The organism is Novosphingobium album (ex Hu et al. 2023) (assembly GCF_022832385.1).
In the GTDB taxonomy this organism is placed as follows: Bacteria; Pseudomonadota; Alphaproteobacteria; order Sphingomonadales; family Sphingomonadaceae; genus Novosphingobium; species Novosphingobium album.
In genome coordinates, this window is the sequence record NZ_JALHLE010000005.1 from 103,098 (window position 1) to 121,588 (window position 18,491).

An 18,491-nucleotide genomic window follows, 5' to 3' on the forward strand; every position below is an offset into this window, starting at 1 on the left:
TACTTCTCCCTTTTGGTTTTTAAACTTTCATTCTTCGAACCTTGGTGCAGTGTTGCTCAAGCCGGCTGTCGCTGGACCATGTGCATATCCATGCCGCGGAAGATGGAGCAGCGCTGGAACACCTCGAGGCCCGGCGGCACGCCCTTGTGACTACAGTATTTGGCGGTCAGCTTGGCCAGCCCCTTGATGTCGCGGCCACTCGCTTCGGGAAACAGGTCCGCCAGTTGCTCGACGAGGGGATCGGAGACGGCCAGACCGAACTGATCAACCATAACCCGCCAGATCCGCGCGCGGCTCTCCCGGTCCGGCTGGTGATAGCGGATGAGCGCGATGCAGCGCGAGACGATGGCCTCGTCGATGTCGTCCACGCGGTTGGTGGTGAGGAACAGCAACCCGTTGAAGTATTCCAGCACCCGCAGGAACACGCCGACGACCGCGTTCATCGTCATGTCGTCCTCGCGCCGTTTGATGTAGACGTCCGCCTCGTCGATCAGCATCACCGCGCCCCAGCGCTGCGCGCGCGTGAGCACGTCCTTGAGCGAAGCCTCCATCTGCGTGACATTGAGGCCCAGCTGGCCCGAATGGACGCGGTAGAGCGGACGCCGGATGATCTCCGAATAAACCTCCGCCGTCAGCGTCTTGCCCACGCCCGGAGGGCCCGCACAGAGCACCGTGGTGCCGCCCGACTTGCCCTCGACGATATCGTCCATCAGCACGTCCATCTCGGCGGTGAGGATGTCGATCAGGTCAGTCTGCTCGGGCGGCAGCACCAGCTTGCCCTTGAGCGCGGGCTGGTAGGCATAGGGCTCCATGTCGTCGACATGCGCCCAGACGTAGTGGTGCAGGTCGAGATGGAACATCAGCACGAAGGCATGAACCGGCACGTCGATGAACATGTCCGCCGGGATGCCCGAAGCGAGGAGGCGGATTTCCTCCTCGTTGTCATACTGGTTGCTCTTGCCCGCGCGACGCAGGTACGAGGCCAGAATTTCGCCCGGCACGTCCAGCGTCAGCGAACGTTCTGTCAGGATGCCCTCGTCATTGACCAGCCGGGCCTTGCCGCCCGAGGCGGAGAGCACGACCACATCCTTGCGCGTCCAGTCCGTGTCGCGACGCGCGGACGTGGGGTCTTCGGCGTAGAACGCACGGCCCTGCGCGGCGAATTGTTCCCCATAGCGCCCGCGCCATGCGAAATAGCGCTCAGCCGTGGCATCGTAGGCTGCAATCAGATCAGGCGTTTCCTTGAGGAAGCCCTTCCCCACCAGAACCTCACCCAAGGTGCGCTCGTCGATGTCGCCCGCAGTTACGCGGAACACATTGGTGACCAGCGTGCCCTTGGCATTGGCCTTGAGCTCGACGAAGATTTTACCGCTCTCGTCATTGGTGGTCGGGGTGTAGTCCAGCCGGGTGACAACATAGGGCAATGGGCGGCGCGAAATGTCCGCACTGAACAGCCAGCCGCGCAGGCCATCGGTAAGCAGATAGCGTACGAAATCGGTGAGGAAGTCCTCAAGGTCATTGGCGCTGTAGCGTTTGCCGGCATTGCCCAGCACACCGCGCAAGGTGGTGAGCTGCGCCGCCCGCACCTGATATTCCGCCCCAGCGCCGCGATAAAGATCGCCCAAGAACGCGCACTGCGCATCGGAAAGCTGGGCAACCGGAACTTCGGCCTTCTCCCCGAAGCGCAATTGCGCACGCAGCGGCTCAAGTTCAGCGAACGCGGCGATCAGGGCATCAAGGTGCGCGCGTTCTACCGCCAGCTTCATGCCGCGCACCCTTCTGCCAGTTCGGCCACGACCGGCCAGCCCACCTCGCCCTGCGGATCGAGCTGACGCAACGTTTCCAGCATTTCGGCAGCATCGGCGGACCGCCCGTCGCGCAAAGCAATGAAGGCAAGCGCCTTCAGCGTGTAAAGCGCGAAGCGGCCGGGATCGTCGTGGCCAGTCCGCAGTGGAATTCTGGGCAGCCACAACCGCCAGTCCCCGCTCCAGCCCGCCTGCCGTGCAGCCTCCGCCAGCCCGGCCTCGGCCATTGCCTTGGCCTGATCGAGACGGCCCGAATAGGTATGGATCTTGTACAGGCAGAAATACGTGGGCAGCGCGGTGGGATCGAGTGCGAGCGCCTGCCGGAACAGGGCATCGGCCGCCGCCTTGTCCTGCCGGTGCGCCAGCACGCCGGCCTGGAGAAGTTCGTCGACTTCATCGGGCAGGGAACCAAAGTTGATGCCCTCGAATGGTACGTCCGTCTGCATCCGCTGTCTCCTTGCCGAAGGAGAAGCAAGTTTCGCGCCACGCTGAAATCGACGCAAAACTGCGGGATTCCGGGACCCCAAGAAGGATCAAACGCGACAATTCCTGCGAGCAGGTCGCGATTGCGACAAAGCGCTCAACAGATCCGCGGCAATTGCTCGCAAGCGAGGAGATCGAGAGCATAGCTGCCCCCCAGCGTCCGCAGCGCGACACTTCCCACTGCACCCGCTTCCTCGACGGTTCCAATGATGGCCGCGCTGGGATCGAAATCCCTAAGCACCGCAAGAGCCGCAACCGCTGCGTCGGGCGGAACCAGCGCAGCGAAGCGCCCTTCATTGGCAACATAGAGGGGATCGAGCCCGAGTATCTCGCAAGCCCCGCGCACCGGTGGCGAGACGGGGATGTCCGATTGCTCGAGCAACATCGCAACACCCGCCGTCTGTGCGATCTCGAGAAGGGCGGTCGCCAGCCCGCCGCGTGTCAGATCGCGCAGACAATGGAGCGGTATGACTTCCTCGATCAGCCGCAGCACGGGCGACATAACCGGAGCGCAGTCGCTGACGATGGGTGGCTCGAAGCCCAGCCTTTCGCGCGTCGCCATGATGGCCATGCCGTGGCGGCCGATATCGCCGCTCACAATGATCCTGTCGCCGGGGCGCACTTGCGCAGGCGAGACTGGCGCAGGCGTCACAACCGCACCGATGCCCGAGGTATTGATGTAGACCCCATCGCCCTTGCCGTGCTCCACCACCTTCGTGTCGCCCGTCACAAGGCGGACCCCGGCAGCCTGTGCGGCGCTTTGCATCGAGCCCGCAATGCGGCGCAGGTCGCGGATCGGGAAACCTTCCTCGATCACGAACCCGGCACTCAAACAGACAGGTCGCGCGCCGCACATGGCCAGATCGTTGACCGCGCCGTTCACGGCCAGCGAACCGATGTCCCCCCCCGGAAAGAACAGAGGCTGGACCACATAGCTGTCGGTCGTGAAGGCCAGCTGGCCGGAAGGCACATCGACCAGCGCACCGTCATGCGTCAGGTCTTCTGGAGACTGCGCGAAGGCCGGGCGGAAAATATCCTCGATCAGGCGATGGGTCAGAAGCCCCCCGGCGCCATGGGCCAGTTCGATGCACTCGCTGTCGACATCCGGCACCGGGCAACTTGGCGAGAAGGCGAAACCACTGGTCATACCGTGGCCGCCAATGCCGGACGCCGGTAACGGTAGTAGGCCGCGCATGCCCCTTCCGAAGAGACCATCGTCGCGCCCAGCGGATGCTCGGGTGTGCAACCCTTGGCGAAAGCGGGACAGTCGCTTGGCTTGCGCGCACCGCGCAGCACTTCACCGCTGATGCATTCGCTGGCACGCTCGGCGCCTGGAGTAATCATGGGAAAGCGGTGTAGCGCATCGAAGGCGGCAAAGCGCTCCGACAGGCCTAGACCGCTCGCTTCGATACGCCCCATGCCGCGCCAGTCCTGTGCCTGCACGCCGAAGACCCGGCCCACGGCGTCACGTGCCTCCGGATTGCCTTCCGGGCGAACGGAGCGGCTGTACTGGTTCTCAACCTCGCAGCGTCCGTCCTCGAGTTGCCGGATCACCATGTAGAGGCCCTGCAGAAGATCAACCGGCTCGAAACCCGTAACCACGATCGGGATACGATGGCACCGTGCGATCGGTTCGTAGTCCTTGTATCCCGTGATCGTGCAGACGTGACCCGCGGCCAGGAAACCCTGCACGCCATTGGCAGGATCGCTCAGCAGCGCTTCCATTGCCGGCGGCACCAGAACATGGCTGACCAGCAACGAGAAATTGCCAACCCCCATGCCCTGCGCCTGCAACACCGCCATCGCCGTGGCCGGAGCCGTGGTCTCAAAGCCAATGGCGAAAAACACCACCTCGCGCCCGGGGTTGTCCTGCGCGATTTTCACGGCATCGACCGGGGAATAAACCATGCGCACATCCGCGCCTCTGGCTTTGGCCGCCAGCAGGCTGCGATCATTGCCAGGAACGCGCAGCATGTCTCCGAACGAGCAGAAGATCACTTCGGGACGGCTGGCGATCGCAATGGCTGCATCGATCATGCCCGGCGGCGTCACGCAGACGGGGCAGCCGGGGCCGTGTAGCAAGGTGACTCCGTCCGGAAGCATGCGATCGATACCGTGCCGGACGATGGAATGGGTCTGTCCGCCGCAGATTTCCATGATCGTCCAAGGCCGCGTCACGATCTCGGCGACAGCATCCGCATAACGCCGCGCGGTTTCCGGATCGCGGTATTCGTCGAGGTGTTTCACTGACCGCCCTCAAGCCCGATCTCGTCGAGCAAGGCCAGAGTGCGCAAGGCTTCGGCTTCGTCGATCACGGCAATAGCGAAACCGGCGTGAACCAGCACGTAGTCTCCGGCACGGGCTTCCGGAACATAGGCCAGGTTCACGCGCCGCACGACACCGGCAAAGGCCACGCGGCCTTCGCGGGTCAGCGGATCGTCGCCAGCCACCTCAAGAAGCTCCCCGGGAACCGCAAGGCACATCAGCCCGTCACCTCATTCATCCGCCGCGCGGCACAGGCCGCCTGCCCCACCGCCAGCCCGCCATCGTTCGGCGGCACGCGAATGTTACGGTAAACCTCAAAACCTGCCTCCTGCAAACGGGCCATGGCCAGTTCGGTCAATAGAGCGTTCTGGAAGCAGCCCCCGCTCAGGACGACTTGCTGGAAGCCAGTGTGCCAGGCAATCTCAAGAATAGCATCTGCGAGCCAGTGGTGAAAACCGGCTGCGATCTCGCCCGCCGGAATTCCGGCCATACAGGCATCGGCGGCCTCTGCCAGCATGGGCCGCCAGTCGATACACCGCATCTCGCCATCAGATACCACTACGGGGCGGGGTAAGCGATGCACGCCCGCAGCCGACTCCGCCGCAAACTCCACCGCCATCGCCGCCTCGCCGTCGAACGAGGCATGCTGGCAGAGTTTCAGGATAGCTGCGACGGCATCGAACAACCTGCCTGCACTGGACGTTACCGACGCATTGACACCGCGATCGATCATGCTGCGCAGCATCGACCACTCGCCCGGCCCAAAATCGAGAAGCGGTCGTAGCGCGTCGCTGTCCCACAATGCGCTCCCATACACGCCATGAAGGACGCCCAGCGCCGTCCGCCGTGGCTCCTTGACGGCCGCTTCACCACCCGGCAGGCGGAACGGAAGAAAGTGGGCCAAGCGGCGATAGCCACTCCCCTCAACCTCAAGGAATTCCCCCCCCCACACGGTACCGTCAGCACCAAACCCGGTGCCGTCCCAAGCGACCCCGAGAACGGGACCTGAGATCCCGTTCTCGGCCATCGCGGAGAGGATGTGCGCTTGGTGATGTTGCACGGCGCAAACAGCGGCCCCGCCGCTCTCCGCGAGGCGCGTTGTGTGGTAATCCGGATGCGTATCACACGCGGTAACTGCTGCCTCCGCGCCATATAGCTGCTGCATGCGTGCAATCGAATGGACAAACGCCGTGCGCGATTCCACATACGCCAGATCCCCGATGTGGGGCCCTAGCACGATCTCTCCATCCCGCCCCAAAGCAACGGCGTTCTTCATGTGCCCGCCAAGAGCAAGAACGGCTGCGTCCTGCTGCGGATCGGCCAGCACCAATGGCGCCAGTCCGCGAGCACAGCGCAGCACTGTCATGTCCTCCGCGATCCGGCGCATGACCGAGTCATCGGCGGGATTTACGATCGGACGATCGTGCGTCAGGAAAAGGTCGGCAATGCCGGCAAGCCGGGCAAAGGCTTCGGCATCGTCCGCCGCCATGGGTTCCCCGCTGCGGTTCCCACTGGTGGCGACGACGGGAAATCCGAGGGCCTCCAGAAGCAGGCCATGCAGCGGCGTCGCTGGCTGCATCAGGCCGATGTTCGGATTGCCCGGCGCAATGCCCGGCGCCAGTTGCCCGGGACTGTCCCCGCGCGCCCGGAGCAGCACGATGGGAGCCGCTGAGGACATCAGCGCTTCCCGTTCCTGCTCGGAGACATACGCGATTGCCAAGGCTTGATCGATGGAGCCGGCCATGACCGCGAAAGGCTTGGCCAGACGGCGCTTGCGCTCACGCAGGCGCGCCACCGCCGCTTCGTTGCGGGCATCGACGAGAAGCTGGAACCCGCCCAACCCCTTCAGCGCGACGATGCGCCCTTCACTCAACGCAGTGGCAGCACCCTCCAACGCATCACCCCGCGTGGACAGGACGTTTCGCCCTGCATCGCACAAAGCCAGTTGCGGGCCGCAGTCCGGGCAGGCGTTGGTCTCGGCGTGGAACCGGCGCGAGGCGGGATCAGTGTATTCCGCCCGGCACGCCGGACACATCGCAAAATGCCGCATGACCGTCCGAGCCCGGTCATAGGGAATGCCCTCGATGATGCTGTAACGCGGACCGCAATGCGTGCAGGTGGTGAAGGGATAGCGATAGCGCCGGTTCGCCGGATCGAAGACCTCTGCGCGGCATTCCTCGCACATGGCGAGATCGGGCAGGACACAGGCCGACGGCGCGCCATCCGCATCGCTGGACTGGATCGCAAAGCCGCCTTGCCTGACGGGTTCAAGGCTGCACCGGTCCAGCCGCTGGATCCGTGCAGGCGGCCGAATGTCACCGCGCAGGCGAACCTGAAACCGTTCGAGCGCTTCGGCACATCCTTCCACTTCCAGCGTGACCCCGGCACCGGTGTTGCGCACAAAACCCGCGAGCCCTTCTTCCGTCGCCAGCCGGTAAACGAACGGCCGGAAGCCCACACCCTGCACTGCACCCACAACGTCCAGCCTGATCCGCTGGACGGCATGGGCGTCAAGGCATGGAGCAGCCGCCACGCGCCGTCAGTCCTCCGTCTCGGCAACCTCGAGATCGACGCTGCGGATCATCACATGCAAAGCGTCGGGATCAGCCGGATCATCGGAGGTGAGAATGTCCAGCGCCGCGCCCTCGGCCATCGTGCCGCGCGCCTCGTCGTCGAAGTGCTCGCGAAAATGTTCGGGAGAAAACTGGCTCAGCGCACCCAGCCAGACCTGTACGCCCGATATCGATTCTGCACCGGAATCGCGCGCCACTGCTTCGAGATGGCGGACGAGATCGCGGACGATGCCTGTTTCATGCATGGTGTTCTCTCTCCTGCAATCTGGCCACTTCGGCGATGATCTGCCCCGCAACCGGTGCAACAGCGGCGGCAATTGGCGGCGACATCTGCGTGCCGCCGTCAAAGCACAATCCCTCGATGGCGAAAACGATGATCACCGGCGGGGCGAGACCGAGCGTGCGGGCGAGCGCAATGCCCTCGCCCAGACCAAAGGCGTGGCTCGACAAGAACGCCATGTCGCGCGGCAGCTCTTCCTCGGCCAGATCGATGCGATGGATGCGACCCGGCTCGCTTCCGCCCGCCGCGGCATCGACGCAGACCAGCGCGTCGAAACCGTCCCAGTCCTCGATCATCGCCAGCATGTCGCCGCTGCGCGTCATCAGCGTGGCATCGGGCGGCAAGGCGCCCGCGAGAGCCTTTGCGACGGCAGGCCCTGCCCCATCATCCCCCCGGTCGGGATTGCCGATGCACAGGACCAGCACGCGCCGTGCCGCACCCGTCACGAACGGTGCACCGACAGCTTCAGGAAATGCGTCGAGCAGGAAATGCACGGATCGTAGTTGCGGATCGACTGCTCGCACAAGTGCCGGATCACGTCGTCGGGCTCGCTGGCAATCGGTGCAGCGACAGCGGCGAGGTCTTCCTCGATACAGGGTTGATTCTGCGAAGTGGGCGGAACGATGCGCGCCTTGCGGATAGTGCCGTCAGCCTCGAATTCGTAGCGGTGCCAGCAGATGCCGCGCGGGGCCTCGGTGCAGCCGAAGCCAGTGCCCGCGCGCGGTTCGAGCGGGATGGAGGCCGCCTCCGGCACTTCGTAGGCTGCGATCAGACGCAAGGCCTCTTCGCAGGCAAAAACCGTCTCGAGCGCGCGCACGACGATACTGTGGAAGGGATTGCGGCACACCGGCCCCAGCCCTCCTTCTCTCGCCAGCGACTGGATCGATGCGGGCAGCCGGTCATAGTTCAGCGCATAGCGTGCGAGCGGGCCGACCAGATAGGCCCCGCGACGCTTCACCAGCGAATGAAGCGCAGTGGAATGGGCAACATGGCGTTCCTCGAACTCGGTCTCATAGTCCGAAATATCGATGTCGATATCGCGGTTGGAAATGAGTCTGCCTTCGGTGATGGCATATTCGTCGGGATGGCGCATCGCGACGAATTCGTAATCGCGTTCGAGGTCGGGAAAATCGAACGTCGCAACCCATCGCACCAGATCGACGGCCATGTCCCGCGCCGCCTTCAATTCCTCTGCAAGCGGCACAAGTTCAGCCTTCGTAGGCACCTTGTAGAACCCGCCGGGCCGGACATTGACCGGGTGTATTTCCCGCCCGCCCAGCAGCCGCAGAATGGCATTGCCCGCCTTCTTGAGCGCCAAACCCTTGCGCACAATATCGCCATGTTTCTCGGCCATGCGGATCGCGTCGGGATAGCCGAGGAAATCGGGCGCGTGTAGCATGACCACATGCAGCGCATGGCTCTCGATCCATTCGCCGCAATAGAGCAGGCGCCGCAAGGCCCTGAGCTGCCCTTCGACCCTCACGCCGAAGGCATTTTCCACCGCCTGCACCGAACTCATCTGGTACGCCACCGGGCAGATGCCGCAGATGCGCGCAACGATGTCGGGCAGTTCGATGTGCGAGCGGCCTTGCAGGAATGCCTCGTAGAAACGCGGCGGTTCGAAGATGCGCAGGTTGGCACTCGTCACCTGCCCGCCTTCGATATGGAGGTCGAGCGCGCCTTCGCCTTCCACACGGGCGAGGTATTCGACCTTGATCGTCTTAGTCGTCATGGGCCGCGCTCTCCTGGCGGAAGGGTTCGGCCCAGGCATTAAAGCTGCGCAGGGCGCGCTGGATGTCCCGCCCGTCAGCCCCCAGTTCGCGCCATTCGCGGGTCAGGGCTGGCATGTTCGGCGTTTCCATCGGGCCATAGCAGCCATAGCAGCCGCGCCGGTAGGCCGGGCAGATCGCGCCACAGCCCGCATGGGTGACGGGGCCAAGGCACGGCGTGCCCTGCACCATGACGCAGACATTTCCACGCTGCTTGCACTCGATGCAGACACTGTGCGCGGCCACCGCCGGTTTGCGCCCCATGAGATAGGCCGAGACCACCTCGACAAGATGTACCTTGTTGATCGGGCATCCATGGAGTTCGTAGTCGACCGGGATGTGGGCCGAAATCGCCGTCGACGTCGCCAGCGTGTCGATGAACTGCGGCGAGGCATAGACCGCCGCGATGAAGTCCTTCACGTCGGCGAAATTGCGCAGGGCCTGAATACCGCCCGCCGTCGCGCAGGCGCCGATAGTGACGAGGAACTTCGACTGCGCCCGCACCGCCAGAATGCGCTCGGCATCATGCGGTGTCGTTATCGAGCCTTCGACCAGCGAGAGATCGTAAGGCCCCTCCACCACCGCGCTCGAGGCTTCAGGGAAATTGGCAATTTCCACCGCACCGGCCACAGCCAGCAGTTCGTCCTCGCAATCGAGCAGCGAGAGCTGGCACCCGTCGCACGAAGCGAATTTCCACACGGCGAGCTTGGGACGAGGCGCCATGTCAGACCTCCTGCACGGTGAGCAGACCCGCGATCCGGTCGAGCGGCAGGACCGGACCATCCTTGCAGATGAAAGCGGGGCCGAACTGGCAATGGCCGCACAGGCCGATCGCGCACTTCATGTTGCGCTCCATCGACAGGTAGATGCTGGATGCAGGCACGCCCCCCTTTTGAAGGCCAGTCGCGGCAAAACGCATCATCACTTCCGGCCCGCAGACCATGGCGACGACGTTAGCAGGATCAAACGGCGAGCGCGGAATCAGCGTGGTGACGAAGCCGACATTGCCGTGCCAGTCGGTCCCCGCATGATCCACGGTCACTTCCACGTTCACATCCAGCCGCTGCTTCCACTGCTCCAGATCATGCTGGTAGAGAATTTCAGAGGGGCTGCGGCAGCCGACGAGGATTGTCACGCGGCCGAACCGCTCGCGGTGCGCCAGCACTTCCTGAATGGCTGGCCGCAGCGGTGCCAAGCCGAGACCACCTGCCACGATCAGCACGTCACGCCCTTCCGCTTCCGCGACAGGCCAACCCGTGCCGAACGGCCCGCGCACGCCCAACGTCGATCCCGGCTCCAGCCGCGCCAGCGCGCCGCTGACCGCACCGGCATTGCGCACGGTGTGGACAAAGCCCGGGCCCTCGTGCGCGCTCACGCTCATGCTGATCGCAACTTCGCCCACCCCGAAAGCATAGAGCATGTTGAACTGACCGGGCCGAAAATCCGGCCGCTTGCCGGAGACCGGGGCAAGCTCCAGTGTCACAGCGTCGGCCAGTTCGCGCCGGACGCTTTCGACACGGTAGATCTCCGGAACGAACGGATCTTTCAAAACCTCCGTCCCCATCAACGCTGCCCGTAGACGTCGAGGATCTGCAGCCGCGTGGCGTGCAGGCGCTTCACCATGACCGGCAGGAACCGCTTCATCATCTCGTAGCCCAGATGATGGTCTGCCTCGCATTTTCCGCGCAGGCACGTGGCATTCATGCCGATAGCACGAACCGGTTCCATGGCACGCGCATCGAATTCCGCACGGTACGGTGGGATCAGCCACGAGACGCCAACAATTTCGCCTTCGCCGAGCGTCGTGGCTATGATTGGCGCACGCGCTGGCGCCGTGATCTCCAGCGCAACCCTGCCCTGTCGTACGAGGTAGAACCGGTCCGCGGGATCGCCTTCGCGGATGAGGTATTCCCCGGCCTTGAAGTGGTGGTTGCGCGCGCAGCCCGCGATCAGCTTGACGAATGCCGCGGGGAAATCCGCAAAGAAGGCCTGCTGGCCCAGGATCTGCTCCATGGTCTCCATGGTCATCGGCTCCTCCCTTCATCCGGCACCGCGCGGATCGCGGCGACTTCCTCGGTCAGATCGATCCCGACCGGACACCAGGTAACGCAGCGCCCGCATCCCACGCATCCCGAAGTTCCGAACTGGTCGATCCAGTTTGCCAATTTGTGGGTCATCCACTGGCGGTAACGTGCACTGCCGGAGGCCCTGACGCTGCCCCCGTGGATGTAGGAAAAGTCCATCGTGAAACAGGAATCCCATTTGCGCACCCGCTCGGCATTTTGGCCGGTCAAGTCGCTGTGGTCTTCCACTGTCGAACAGAAACAGGTGGGGCAGACCATGGTGCAGTTCGCACAACTCAGGCACCGGGCTGCAACATCGTCCCAGCGCGAATGCTCAGGATTGCTTTGCAGCAGTTCCTTGATGCCGCTGGTATCGAGACTGCGCCCCATCTGGGCCGCAGCCCGTTCAGATACGGTCATGGCAGCCTCGGCTTGTGCTGCCGTTGCCGCGGCATGCGGCACTTGCTCGAGAATACGGCGCCCGGCCTCGCTTCCCGTTTCGACGAGGAACATGGGTTCCCCGGCGTCAATCAATTCGGTGAGTGCCAGATCGAAGCCCTCCGCGGCGCGGGGGCCGGTTTCCATCGACACACAAAAGCAGGTTCCACCCGGCTCCGCGCAATTGACGGCAACGATGAACGCATCAGACCGCCGAGCCGCATAGGCCGCATCGACATAGGCCCCCTCCCCAAAGACCTTGTCCTGCACGGCCATGGCGTGGATTTCGCAGGAGCGCACGCCGACGAAAGCGAACTTGTCCGCAGGCCGTTCGGGCACAGTGACGGACATCGCGCCATCTGCGCCCCTGTGCGCGCTCCACAAAGTCTCTATGGGCGGGAAGAGAAACTTCTTCCAGGAGTGCGGCCCCACGGCATAGCCAAACAAGGCATTGTCCTGACGCCGCTCAAGCGCGTACCGGCCCGGCGCCTGCCTGTCGGTCCAGCCGGACGGCAGGTCAGTCACACCATCGATATCACCATAGACAATCGCATCATCGCGCAGTGTGGGCCCCACAACGCGATAGCCCTCATCGGCAAGCACATCGAAAAGGCACTGCAATCCGGCAGTGTCCGTGACGAACCCGGGAGTCTCTGCCTTGAAGGCCTGCATGAAGACGGTCTCCCGTTGCCGGCTATCGAACCAGGGGCGCGGCGTCAGGCATACCGCCAGAAAGATCCGGAACTATCGTGCCATGCCTGAATGCGTCGAGACTATGATGATAATGTGAAGCTTGGCAACTTCGGCAAACCGCATTCGCGGTGCCGATGCATTGCGGCAGGTCAAAGCGGTATTCTCGGGTTACCGCTACGCCTTGCTCTGTAAATATCGTCATTTCAACGGCCTGCCGGCTGTTCACAAGCGCACGTATTGCAACCCGGTTTGCGGTAATCCCTTGCGCAGTGAGCCTGTCCTGGTGACAATCCGGCGCACTTTTCCGCCGCCGGAAATAAAACGGCCAACCAGGCCATGCATCCAGGGACCTGCCAAAGCGAAATCAGGAGCGGATATGGAACGGAACGAGACGGAAGAATTTTCTCTTCCGCGCGTCGAGGACTATGAACAGTACATCGGCCGTGAAGCGGTCGCCCGCATTCTGGGCAAGGCGAGCAAGCTGCGCGACCTTCATGTTATCAACGTCAATTCCACCTACTACGGTGGCGGTGTTGCCGAACTGCTTTCTTCGCTAACCCTGCTGATGAACGGTGCCGGCATCCGAACCGGGTGGCGCGTACTGCAGGGGCGGCCAGACTTCTTCAACATCACAAAGCGGATGCACAACGCGCTGCAGGGTGACCAGATCAATTTCAATGAACTCAAGCGCGACATCTATGAGGACGTCGTCTTCGAAAACGCAGCGCGCATGCATCTCGATCACGACATCGTCATCATTCATGATCCCCAGCCATTGCCGCTTATCCGGCACTTCCGGAAAAAGGCGCCGTGGGTGTGGCGCTGCCATGTCGACCTGACCCACCCCGATCCGGACCTGTGGGAATACTTGCGCGAATTCGTCGAGGACTACGACGCGGTCGTTCTTTCGCTGCCCGAATATGCGCAGAACATCACCACGCCCCAGCGCTTCATCATGCCGGCCATCAACCCCTTCTCCTCTACCAACAAGGAACTGACCGAGGAAGAGATCGACGAGCGGCTGAGCCACTACGGCATTCCCACCGATCTGCCGCTGGTCGTCCAGATCTCGCGCTTTGACAAGTGGAAGGACCCGCAGGGCGTGATCGACGCGTTCCGGATCGCCCGCAAGGAGGTGGACGCAACGCTCGTCCTGGTGGGCAACATCGCGACGGACGATCCCGAAGGCCAGGAAATCTTTTCGGACATCGTGAAATGTGCCGAAGACCGCATCATCGTGCTGTCCGTGCAGGACTCTGCGCTGGTCAACGCGCTCCAGCGGCGGGCCGCCGTCGTGCTGCAAAAGTCCCTGCGCGAAGGTTTCGGCCTGACCGTGGCCGAAGCCATGTGGAAAGGTACGGTCGTCATCGGCGGCGATGTCGGAGGCATCAAGAAGCAGATCGAAGACGGCGTGAACGGATTTCTCGTCGACAGCGTCGAGGATGCGGCCCAGAAGATGGTCTGTGTCCTGCGCGATCCTGCCCTGCGCGAGAGCATGGGACACGCGGCGCGCGAGACGGTACGCTCGCGGTTCCTGATGACGCGCCTGATGGAAGACTGGCTCGACCTGATCGCATCGTTCGTGCCGAATTTCAGCCTGACAGGATCAGGCGGACACTGACCGGGAGGGAAACCCCAACACCATGAGCCACGCTGCATCCGCCATGGGCCGCCGCTGGTCGTTCTCGATCGGATCGGTCAAAGGCACGGCCGTTCGCATCCACGCGACCTTCCTTCTGCTCCTCGCATGGGTCGGCGTGACCGGATGGCTCGACGCAGGTCCTGCCGCCGCAGTGCATATCGTCACGCTGCTGGTGCTTGTCTTCTTCTGCGTCGTGCTGCACGAATTCGGCCACATCTTCGCAGCCCGCAGATTTGGCGTCAAAACGCCCGAAGTCGTCCTGCTGCCGATCGGCGGCGTGTCCCGGCTCGAACGCATCCCGGACGAGCCTCGCGCTGAATTCGTCATTGCCATTGCAGGGCCGCTCGTCACGCTCGCCATCGCACTGGGCTTGCTGCTGGTACTGGGGCGGATGCCCACGGCTGAGGAAATCGAAAAGGGACAGGGCCTGCAAGGGCTCGTCGCACAGCTCGCCTACGTCAATCTCGCGCTGTTCCTGTTCAACCTGATCCCCGCCTTCCCGATGGACGGCGGCCGCGTGCTGCGCGCAGGGCTTGCCGCCTGGCTGGGACATACGAAGGGCACACGAGTGGCCGCAGGGATCGGTCAGGCTTGCGCGATGTTCCTCGGGATCATGGGCATCATGTCCGGCAACATCATCCTCGTGCTGGTGGCTGTGTTCGTCTATTTTGCAGCCGGTTCGGAAAACGGGATTGTCGCCCTGCGCGACATCACGGCGGGCAAGCCCGCACGCGATTCCATGATCGACAATTTCGTCCGCCTGCATTCGACCGATCCCGTCGCTGCCGCCGCCAGCGCGCTCGTCCACACCGATCAGCGCGATTTTCCAGTCGTCGACCGCAATGGCCACCTTGCCGGTTTCCTCAACCGTGACGGGATCATTCGGGCGCTGGCCAGCACCGGACAGGATATCGCGATCGCCAATGTCATGCTGGAGATACCGCAAGTCTCGCAATGGACGCGCATGGACGACATCGTGCCGATGTTGGCCGGTGGCGCACCGGCCGTGGGCGTGGCGGACGATGATGGCCGGTGCCTCGGCTACATCACCTGGGAGAACCTGATGGAAGAGCTGCTGATCTCGCGCGCCATGCACAGCCGCGCCTCCGCGGCTTCGCTCGGACGGCCACAAGCCGGACATTGATAGTGGTCAAGGCACCGGCAAAGCCCCGGCCATAGGAAAGCACCCGACACAACAACGAGGACGCCCCCCAAATGACCAAGCCCCCCGCTTCCGTCCTGTGGTTCGAAGACATCGGCATTTCCAACGTGCCCATCGTCGGAGGCAAGAATGCCTCGCTCGGCGAAATGGTCCGAGAACTGGGCAGCCAAGGCGTGCGCGTTCCCACCGGCTTTGCGACGACATCGGCCGCCTACCGGCACTTCATCGATGCCAGCGGGATTGCTTCGGACATTCGCGAAGACATTCGCCGTTACAACGAGGGGACGAGCAGCCTTCAGGTCGCAGGCAGCGCGGTGCGCGAACACATTCTCGCGAGCCCCATCCCCGATGCGCTCGCCGCTGAAATCCGCGCAGCCTACGACAAGCTCGCCGAGCGGCTCGGCGTGAAGGACCCCGCTGTCGCCGTGCGCAGCAGCGCGACTGCCGAGGACCTTCCCGACGCCAGCTTTGCAGGTCAGCAGGAGACCTTCCTCAACGTGCGCGGGCACCGCGCGCTGCTCGACGCCTGCCGCCGCTGCTACGCCTCGCTGTTCACCGACCGCGCGATCTCCTACCGCGAGGCCAAGGGCTTCGATCACTTCTCGGTCGCGCTCTCGATCGGCATCCAGCAGATGGTGCGCTCGGACCTCGCCGGATCGGGCGTGATTTTCACGCTCGACACCGAAACGGGTTTCCCTGACGTTGCCGTGATCAGTGCCGCCTGGGGCCTTGGCGAAACGGTCGTGCAGGGCATGGTCGATCCCGACAAGTACATCGTCTTCAAGCCGCTGCTGGGCAAGGAGGGCATAAAGCCGATCATCGAAAAGGAACTGGGCGCCAAGGCGACCAAGATGATCTACGCCGAAGGCGGCAGCAAGCGCACCCGGCTGATGGACACCACGCCCGCCGAACAGCGCAAATATGTGCTGGATGACAGCGACATCGTCGAACTCGGCGAGTGGGCCGCGATCGTCGAGGAGCACTATGGCCGCCCGATGGACATCGAATGGGCCAAGGACGGCGAGACCGGCCTGCTCTATCTCGTCCAGGCGCGCCCCGAAACCGTACAGGCCGGGCGCAGCCGCACCAGCTTCCGCAGCTACCACCTCAAAGAACAGGGCAAGGCCCTGCTGACCGGCGCCGCGGTGGGCAGCGCGATCGCCAGCGGCAAGGCCTGCGTTATCCGCGATGTCGCGGATATCGAGCGCTTCCCGGACGACGCCATCCTAGTCACCGGTAACACCGATCCGGACTGGGTGCCGGTGATGAAGCGCGCTTCGGGCATCGTCACCGATCACGGCGGCAACACCAGCCATGCCGCCATCGTCAGCCGCGAGCTTGGCGTGCCTGCCGTCGTCGGCACCAGCACGGCAACCCGTGACGTCGCGGACGGGCAGAACATCACCCTCTCCTGTGCCAGCGGCGAGACTGGCATGGTCTATGACGGATTGCTCGCGTTCGACAGCGAGGAGATCGATGTCGGCGCCCTGCCCAAAACACGCACGCACGTGATGGTGAACATCGCCGACCCTGCCGCCGCGTTCCAGTGGTGGCGCCTTCCCGCACACGGCGTCGGCCTGGCCCGCATGGAATTCATCATCAACAACCTGATCAAGGTCCACCCGATGGCCCTGCTCCATCCCGAGCGCCTGAGTGCGGAGGACGCAAGGGCAATCGAGGAGCTCACGCAGGGCTATGCGACGCCTGCGGATTACTTCGTCGATCACCTCGCCCGCGGAATCGCCAAGCTGGCGACGCCGTATCATCCCTATCCGGCCATAGTCCGCCTGAGCGACTTCAAGACCAACGAATATGCCCACCTCCTCGGCGGGTCCGCGTTCGAACCGTCGGAGGAAAACCCGATGATCGGCTTCCGCGGCGCCTCGCGCTACTACAACGAGCGCTACCGCGAGGGTTTCGCGCTCGAATGCCGCGCGCTCAAGCAGGTGCGCGAGGAACTGGGCTTCACCAATGTCGTGATCATGGTCCCCTTCTGCCGCACCACGGCAGAGGCCGATCAGGTGCTGGCGGTCATGGCGGAAAACGGTCTCAAGCGCGGCGAGAACGGGCTGCAGATCTACATGATGTGCGAAATCCCGGCCAACGTGATCCTGGCCGAGGAATTCGCAAAACGGTTCGACGGGTTCTCGATCGGCTCGAACGACCTGACCCAGCTCACGCTCGGCATCGACCGCGATTCCGACCTGCTCGCCGATCTGTTCGACGAGCGCAATGACGCTGTCAAACGCATGATCGCACAAGCCATCGCCAAGGCCCACGAAGCGCGCATCAAGATCGGCATCTGCGGCCAGGCGCCCAGCAATTATCCTGAGTTCGCGGCCTTCCTCGTCGATGAGGGGATCGATTCCATCTCGCTCAACCCGGACAGCTTCATTCGCACGGTCAGTTCGATCGCCAATGCCGAAAAGGCCGCGCGGCGGGAGTAGTCCGCCCCCGTCAATCCTTGACGGTCAGGTCGACGTGCACGCGGATGGAATCATGGCGCCAGTATTCCTGATCGTATTCCACCACACGCCCCTGCTTGTCGAGGCTGGTGCGCACGACCAGCAGGCCGGGCGTGCCCGCCTTGACGCCGAGACCATCGGCGACGTCCTTGACCAACGCGCAAGGGCGCATGTCCATCCGGTTACGCACCACCGCAAGGCCGTAGTGGCTCGACAGGATCTGCGTAAGTGATCCGTTGAGCGAATGCTCGCACAAGCCGGGCGCCAGCTTTGGATCGACCGTGATCCGCTCAACCAGCACAGCGCGCCCATCGATCAGGCGGCGGCGCGTCACCACGTAGAGGCGTGATCCGGGCGCGACGCGGAAGATATCCGCGACAGCCGGAGCCGCAGGCACTTCCTCGGTCGAGAGCGTCTCGGTCGACGGCGTGCGCCCCTGCTCGGTCACATAGGTCATGAAACCGGCCCAGCGCGTGGGATCGTACGTCACGGGCGGCGGCGAGACATACCAGCCACTGCGGTCGCGCCGGTAGATCAGCCCCTCGGCCTCGAGCTGGAACAGCGCTTCGCGGATAGTCCCGCGCGCCGCGCCGCTATCGAGCTGCAGCTGCCTTTCGGACGGCAGCCGCCCTCCCGGCGCCAGCTTCCCGCTCTCGATCCCCTCCGCAATGCGGTCCCGCAGGGCCAGGTACTGCGGCACGTGCGCGGCTTCCTTGCCGGTATCGGGAAGCGCGGAAGTGGACGGCATGAATGGTTCCGTTTCGATGGACTGTACCAGCGTCCGACCATGATTATGGGGCAAGGAAGGTCAAGCCCGATGCCGGAAAAGCGCGGGAAAACTCAATAGCTCCCA

At 63.7% G+C, this 18,491-nt stretch carries 17 protein-coding genes; 3 read left to right on the forward strand and 14 right to left on the reverse strand.

Annotated features, from left to right (window positions below; genetic code table 11):
• Window positions 1-56: 56 nt before the first annotated feature.
• The 13 genes from MTR64_RS04460 to MTR64_RS04520 all read right to left on the reverse strand — a co-directional run bounded on the left by MTR64_RS04460 (window position 57) and on the right by MTR64_RS04520 (window position 12,348).
• On the reverse strand, window positions 57-1,766 hold the full coding sequence (locus tag MTR64_RS04460) for an AAA family ATPase (protein ID WP_243991202.1): 1,710 nt from the start codon (window positions 1,764-1,766) through the stop codon (window positions 57-59).
• Window positions 1,763-2,251 carry a hypothetical protein gene (locus MTR64_RS04465; RefSeq protein ID WP_243991203.1) on the reverse strand — a complete coding sequence of 163 codons (489 nt, stop codon included), beginning with the start codon at window positions 2,249-2,251 and terminating at the stop codon, window positions 1,763-1,765. Before MTR64_RS04465 ends, MTR64_RS04460 begins: the two co-directional genes overlap by 4 nt.
• Before the next feature lie 134 nt (window positions 2,252-2,385).
• Window positions 2,386-3,435: a hydrogenase expression/formation protein HypE gene (hypE, locus tag MTR64_RS04470; RefSeq protein ID WP_243991204.1), complete on the reverse strand. Its 1,050-nt coding sequence runs from the start codon at window positions 3,433-3,435 to the stop codon at window positions 2,386-2,388.
• Window positions 3,432-4,535, reverse strand: a complete 1,104-nt coding sequence (gene hypD / locus MTR64_RS04475) for a hydrogenase formation protein HypD (protein WP_243991205.1) — start codon at window positions 4,533-4,535, stop codon at window positions 3,432-3,434. The genes hypE and hypD overlap by 4 nt, the downstream gene beginning before the upstream one ends.
• Entirely contained in the window at window positions 4,532-4,771 is a 240-nt protein-coding gene (locus MTR64_RS04480; RefSeq protein ID WP_243991206.1) for a HypC/HybG/HupF family hydrogenase formation chaperone, read from the reverse strand. The genes hypD and MTR64_RS04480 overlap by 4 nt, the downstream gene beginning before the upstream one ends.
• Window positions 4,771-7,086: a carbamoyltransferase HypF gene (gene hypF / locus MTR64_RS04485; protein ID WP_243991207.1), complete on the reverse strand. Its 2,316-nt coding sequence runs from the start codon at window positions 7,084-7,086 to the stop codon at window positions 4,771-4,773. Before hypF ends, MTR64_RS04480 begins: the two co-directional genes overlap by 1 nt.
• Before the next feature lie 6 nt (window positions 7,087-7,092).
• Window positions 7,093-7,371: a hydrogenase maturation nickel metallochaperone HypA gene (locus MTR64_RS04490; RefSeq protein WP_243991208.1), complete on the reverse strand. Its 279-nt coding sequence runs from the start codon at window positions 7,369-7,371 to the stop codon at window positions 7,093-7,095.
• Complete coding sequence (locus MTR64_RS04495) at window positions 7,364-7,852, reverse strand: hydrogenase maturation protease (RefSeq protein ID WP_243991209.1); 489 nt, start codon at window positions 7,850-7,852, stop codon at window positions 7,364-7,366. Before MTR64_RS04495 ends, MTR64_RS04490 begins: the two co-directional genes overlap by 8 nt.
• Window positions 7,849-9,138, reverse strand: a complete 1,290-nt coding sequence (locus tag MTR64_RS04500) for a Ni/Fe hydrogenase subunit alpha (RefSeq protein ID WP_243991210.1) — start codon at window positions 9,136-9,138, stop codon at window positions 7,849-7,851. Before MTR64_RS04500 ends, MTR64_RS04495 begins: the two co-directional genes overlap by 4 nt.
• Complete coding sequence (locus MTR64_RS04505) at window positions 9,128-9,898, reverse strand: hypothetical protein (protein ID WP_243991211.1); 771 nt, start codon at window positions 9,896-9,898, stop codon at window positions 9,128-9,130. Before MTR64_RS04505 ends, MTR64_RS04500 begins: the two co-directional genes overlap by 11 nt.
• Before the next feature lies 1 nt (window position 9,899).
• Window positions 9,900-10,724 carry an FAD/NAD(P)-binding protein gene (locus tag MTR64_RS04510; protein WP_243991212.1) on the reverse strand — a complete coding sequence of 275 codons (825 nt, stop codon included), beginning with the start codon at window positions 10,722-10,724 and terminating at the stop codon, window positions 9,900-9,902.
• A gap of 14 nt (window positions 10,725-10,738) precedes the next feature.
• Window positions 10,739-11,203, reverse strand: a complete 465-nt coding sequence (locus MTR64_RS04515) for a cyclic nucleotide-binding domain-containing protein (RefSeq protein WP_243991213.1) — start codon at window positions 11,201-11,203, stop codon at window positions 10,739-10,741.
• The gene (locus tag MTR64_RS04520) at window positions 11,200-12,348 is read right to left on the reverse strand and encodes a 4Fe-4S dicluster domain-containing protein (protein ID WP_243991214.1); all 1,149 of its coding nucleotides are present in this window, start codon (window positions 12,346-12,348) and stop codon (window positions 11,200-11,202) included. The genes MTR64_RS04515 and MTR64_RS04520 overlap by 4 nt, the downstream gene beginning before the upstream one ends.
• Before the next feature lie 397 nt (window positions 12,349-12,745).
• Here MTR64_RS04520 and MTR64_RS04525 point away from each other — a divergent pair, with 397 nt between their 5' ends.
• The 3 genes from MTR64_RS04525 (at window position 12,746) to ppsA (ending at window position 17,620) form a co-directional block, all read left to right on the forward strand.
• Complete coding sequence (locus tag MTR64_RS04525) at window positions 12,746-13,990, forward strand: glycosyltransferase (protein WP_243991215.1); 1,245 nt, start codon at window positions 12,746-12,748, stop codon at window positions 13,988-13,990.
• A 22-nt stretch (window positions 13,991-14,012) separates the two neighbouring features.
• On the forward strand, window positions 14,013-15,155 hold the full coding sequence (locus MTR64_RS04530) for a site-2 protease family protein (protein ID WP_243991216.1): 1,143 nt from the start codon (window positions 14,013-14,015) through the stop codon (window positions 15,153-15,155).
• Between the two features lie 71 nt (window positions 15,156-15,226).
• Window positions 15,227-17,620 (forward strand): phosphoenolpyruvate synthase, encoded by a 2,394-nt coding sequence (gene ppsA / locus MTR64_RS04535; protein WP_243991217.1) that lies wholly within the window; start codon window positions 15,227-15,229, stop codon window positions 17,618-17,620.
• Between the two features lie 10 nt (window positions 17,621-17,630).
• On the opposite strand, the gene MTR64_RS04540 is transcribed toward ppsA, so the two are convergent.
• Window positions 17,631-18,386, reverse strand: a complete 756-nt coding sequence (locus tag MTR64_RS04540) for a UTRA domain-containing protein (RefSeq protein ID WP_243991218.1) — start codon at window positions 18,384-18,386, stop codon at window positions 17,631-17,633.
• Window positions 18,387-18,491 lie beyond the last annotated feature (105 nt).

Excerpts from the sequence above, each read along its gene's own strand:
- MTR64_RS04460 (WP_243991202.1), bottom strand. The coding sequence starts at position 1,766 with ATGAAGCTGGCGGTAGAACGCGCGCACCTTGATGCCCTGATCGCCGCG.
- MTR64_RS04465 (WP_243991203.1), bottom strand. The coding sequence starts at position 2,251 with ATGCAGACGGACGTACCATTCGAGGGCATCAACTTTGGTTCCCTGCCC.
- hypE (WP_243991204.1), bottom strand. The coding sequence starts at position 3,435 with ATGACCAGTGGTTTCGCCTTCTCGCCAAGTTGCCCGGTGCCGGATGTC.
- MTR64_RS04480 (WP_243991206.1), bottom strand. The coding sequence starts at position 4,771 with ATGTGCCTTGCGGTTCCCGGGGAGCTTCTTGAGGTGGCTGGCGACGAT.
- MTR64_RS04490 (WP_243991208.1), bottom strand. The coding sequence starts at position 7,371 with ATGCATGAAACAGGCATCGTCCGCGATCTCGTCCGCCATCTCGAAGCA.
- MTR64_RS04500 (WP_243991210.1), bottom strand. The coding sequence starts at position 9,138 with ATGACGACTAAGACGATCAAGGTCGAATACCTCGCCCGTGTGGAAGGC.
- MTR64_RS04505 (WP_243991211.1), bottom strand. The coding sequence starts at position 9,898 with ATGGCGCCTCGTCCCAAGCTCGCCGTGTGGAAATTCGCTTCGTGCGAC.
- MTR64_RS04515 (WP_243991213.1), bottom strand. The coding sequence starts at position 11,203 with ATGACCATGGAGACCATGGAGCAGATCCTGGGCCAGCAGGCCTTCTTT.
- MTR64_RS04520 (WP_243991214.1), bottom strand. The coding sequence starts at position 12,348 with ATGCAGGCCTTCAAGGCAGAGACTCCCGGGTTCGTCACGGACACTGCC.
- MTR64_RS04525 (WP_243991215.1), top strand. The coding sequence starts at position 12,746 with ATGGAACGGAACGAGACGGAAGAATTTTCTCTTCCGCGCGTCGAGGAC.
- MTR64_RS04530 (WP_243991216.1), top strand. The coding sequence starts at position 14,013 with ATGAGCCACGCTGCATCCGCCATGGGCCGCCGCTGGTCGTTCTCGATC.
- ppsA (WP_243991217.1), top strand. The coding sequence starts at position 15,227 with ATGACCAAGCCCCCCGCTTCCGTCCTGTGGTTCGAAGACATCGGCATT.
- MTR64_RS04540 (WP_243991218.1), bottom strand. The coding sequence starts at position 18,386 with ATGCCGTCCACTTCCGCGCTTCCCGATACCGGCAAGGAAGCCGCGCAC.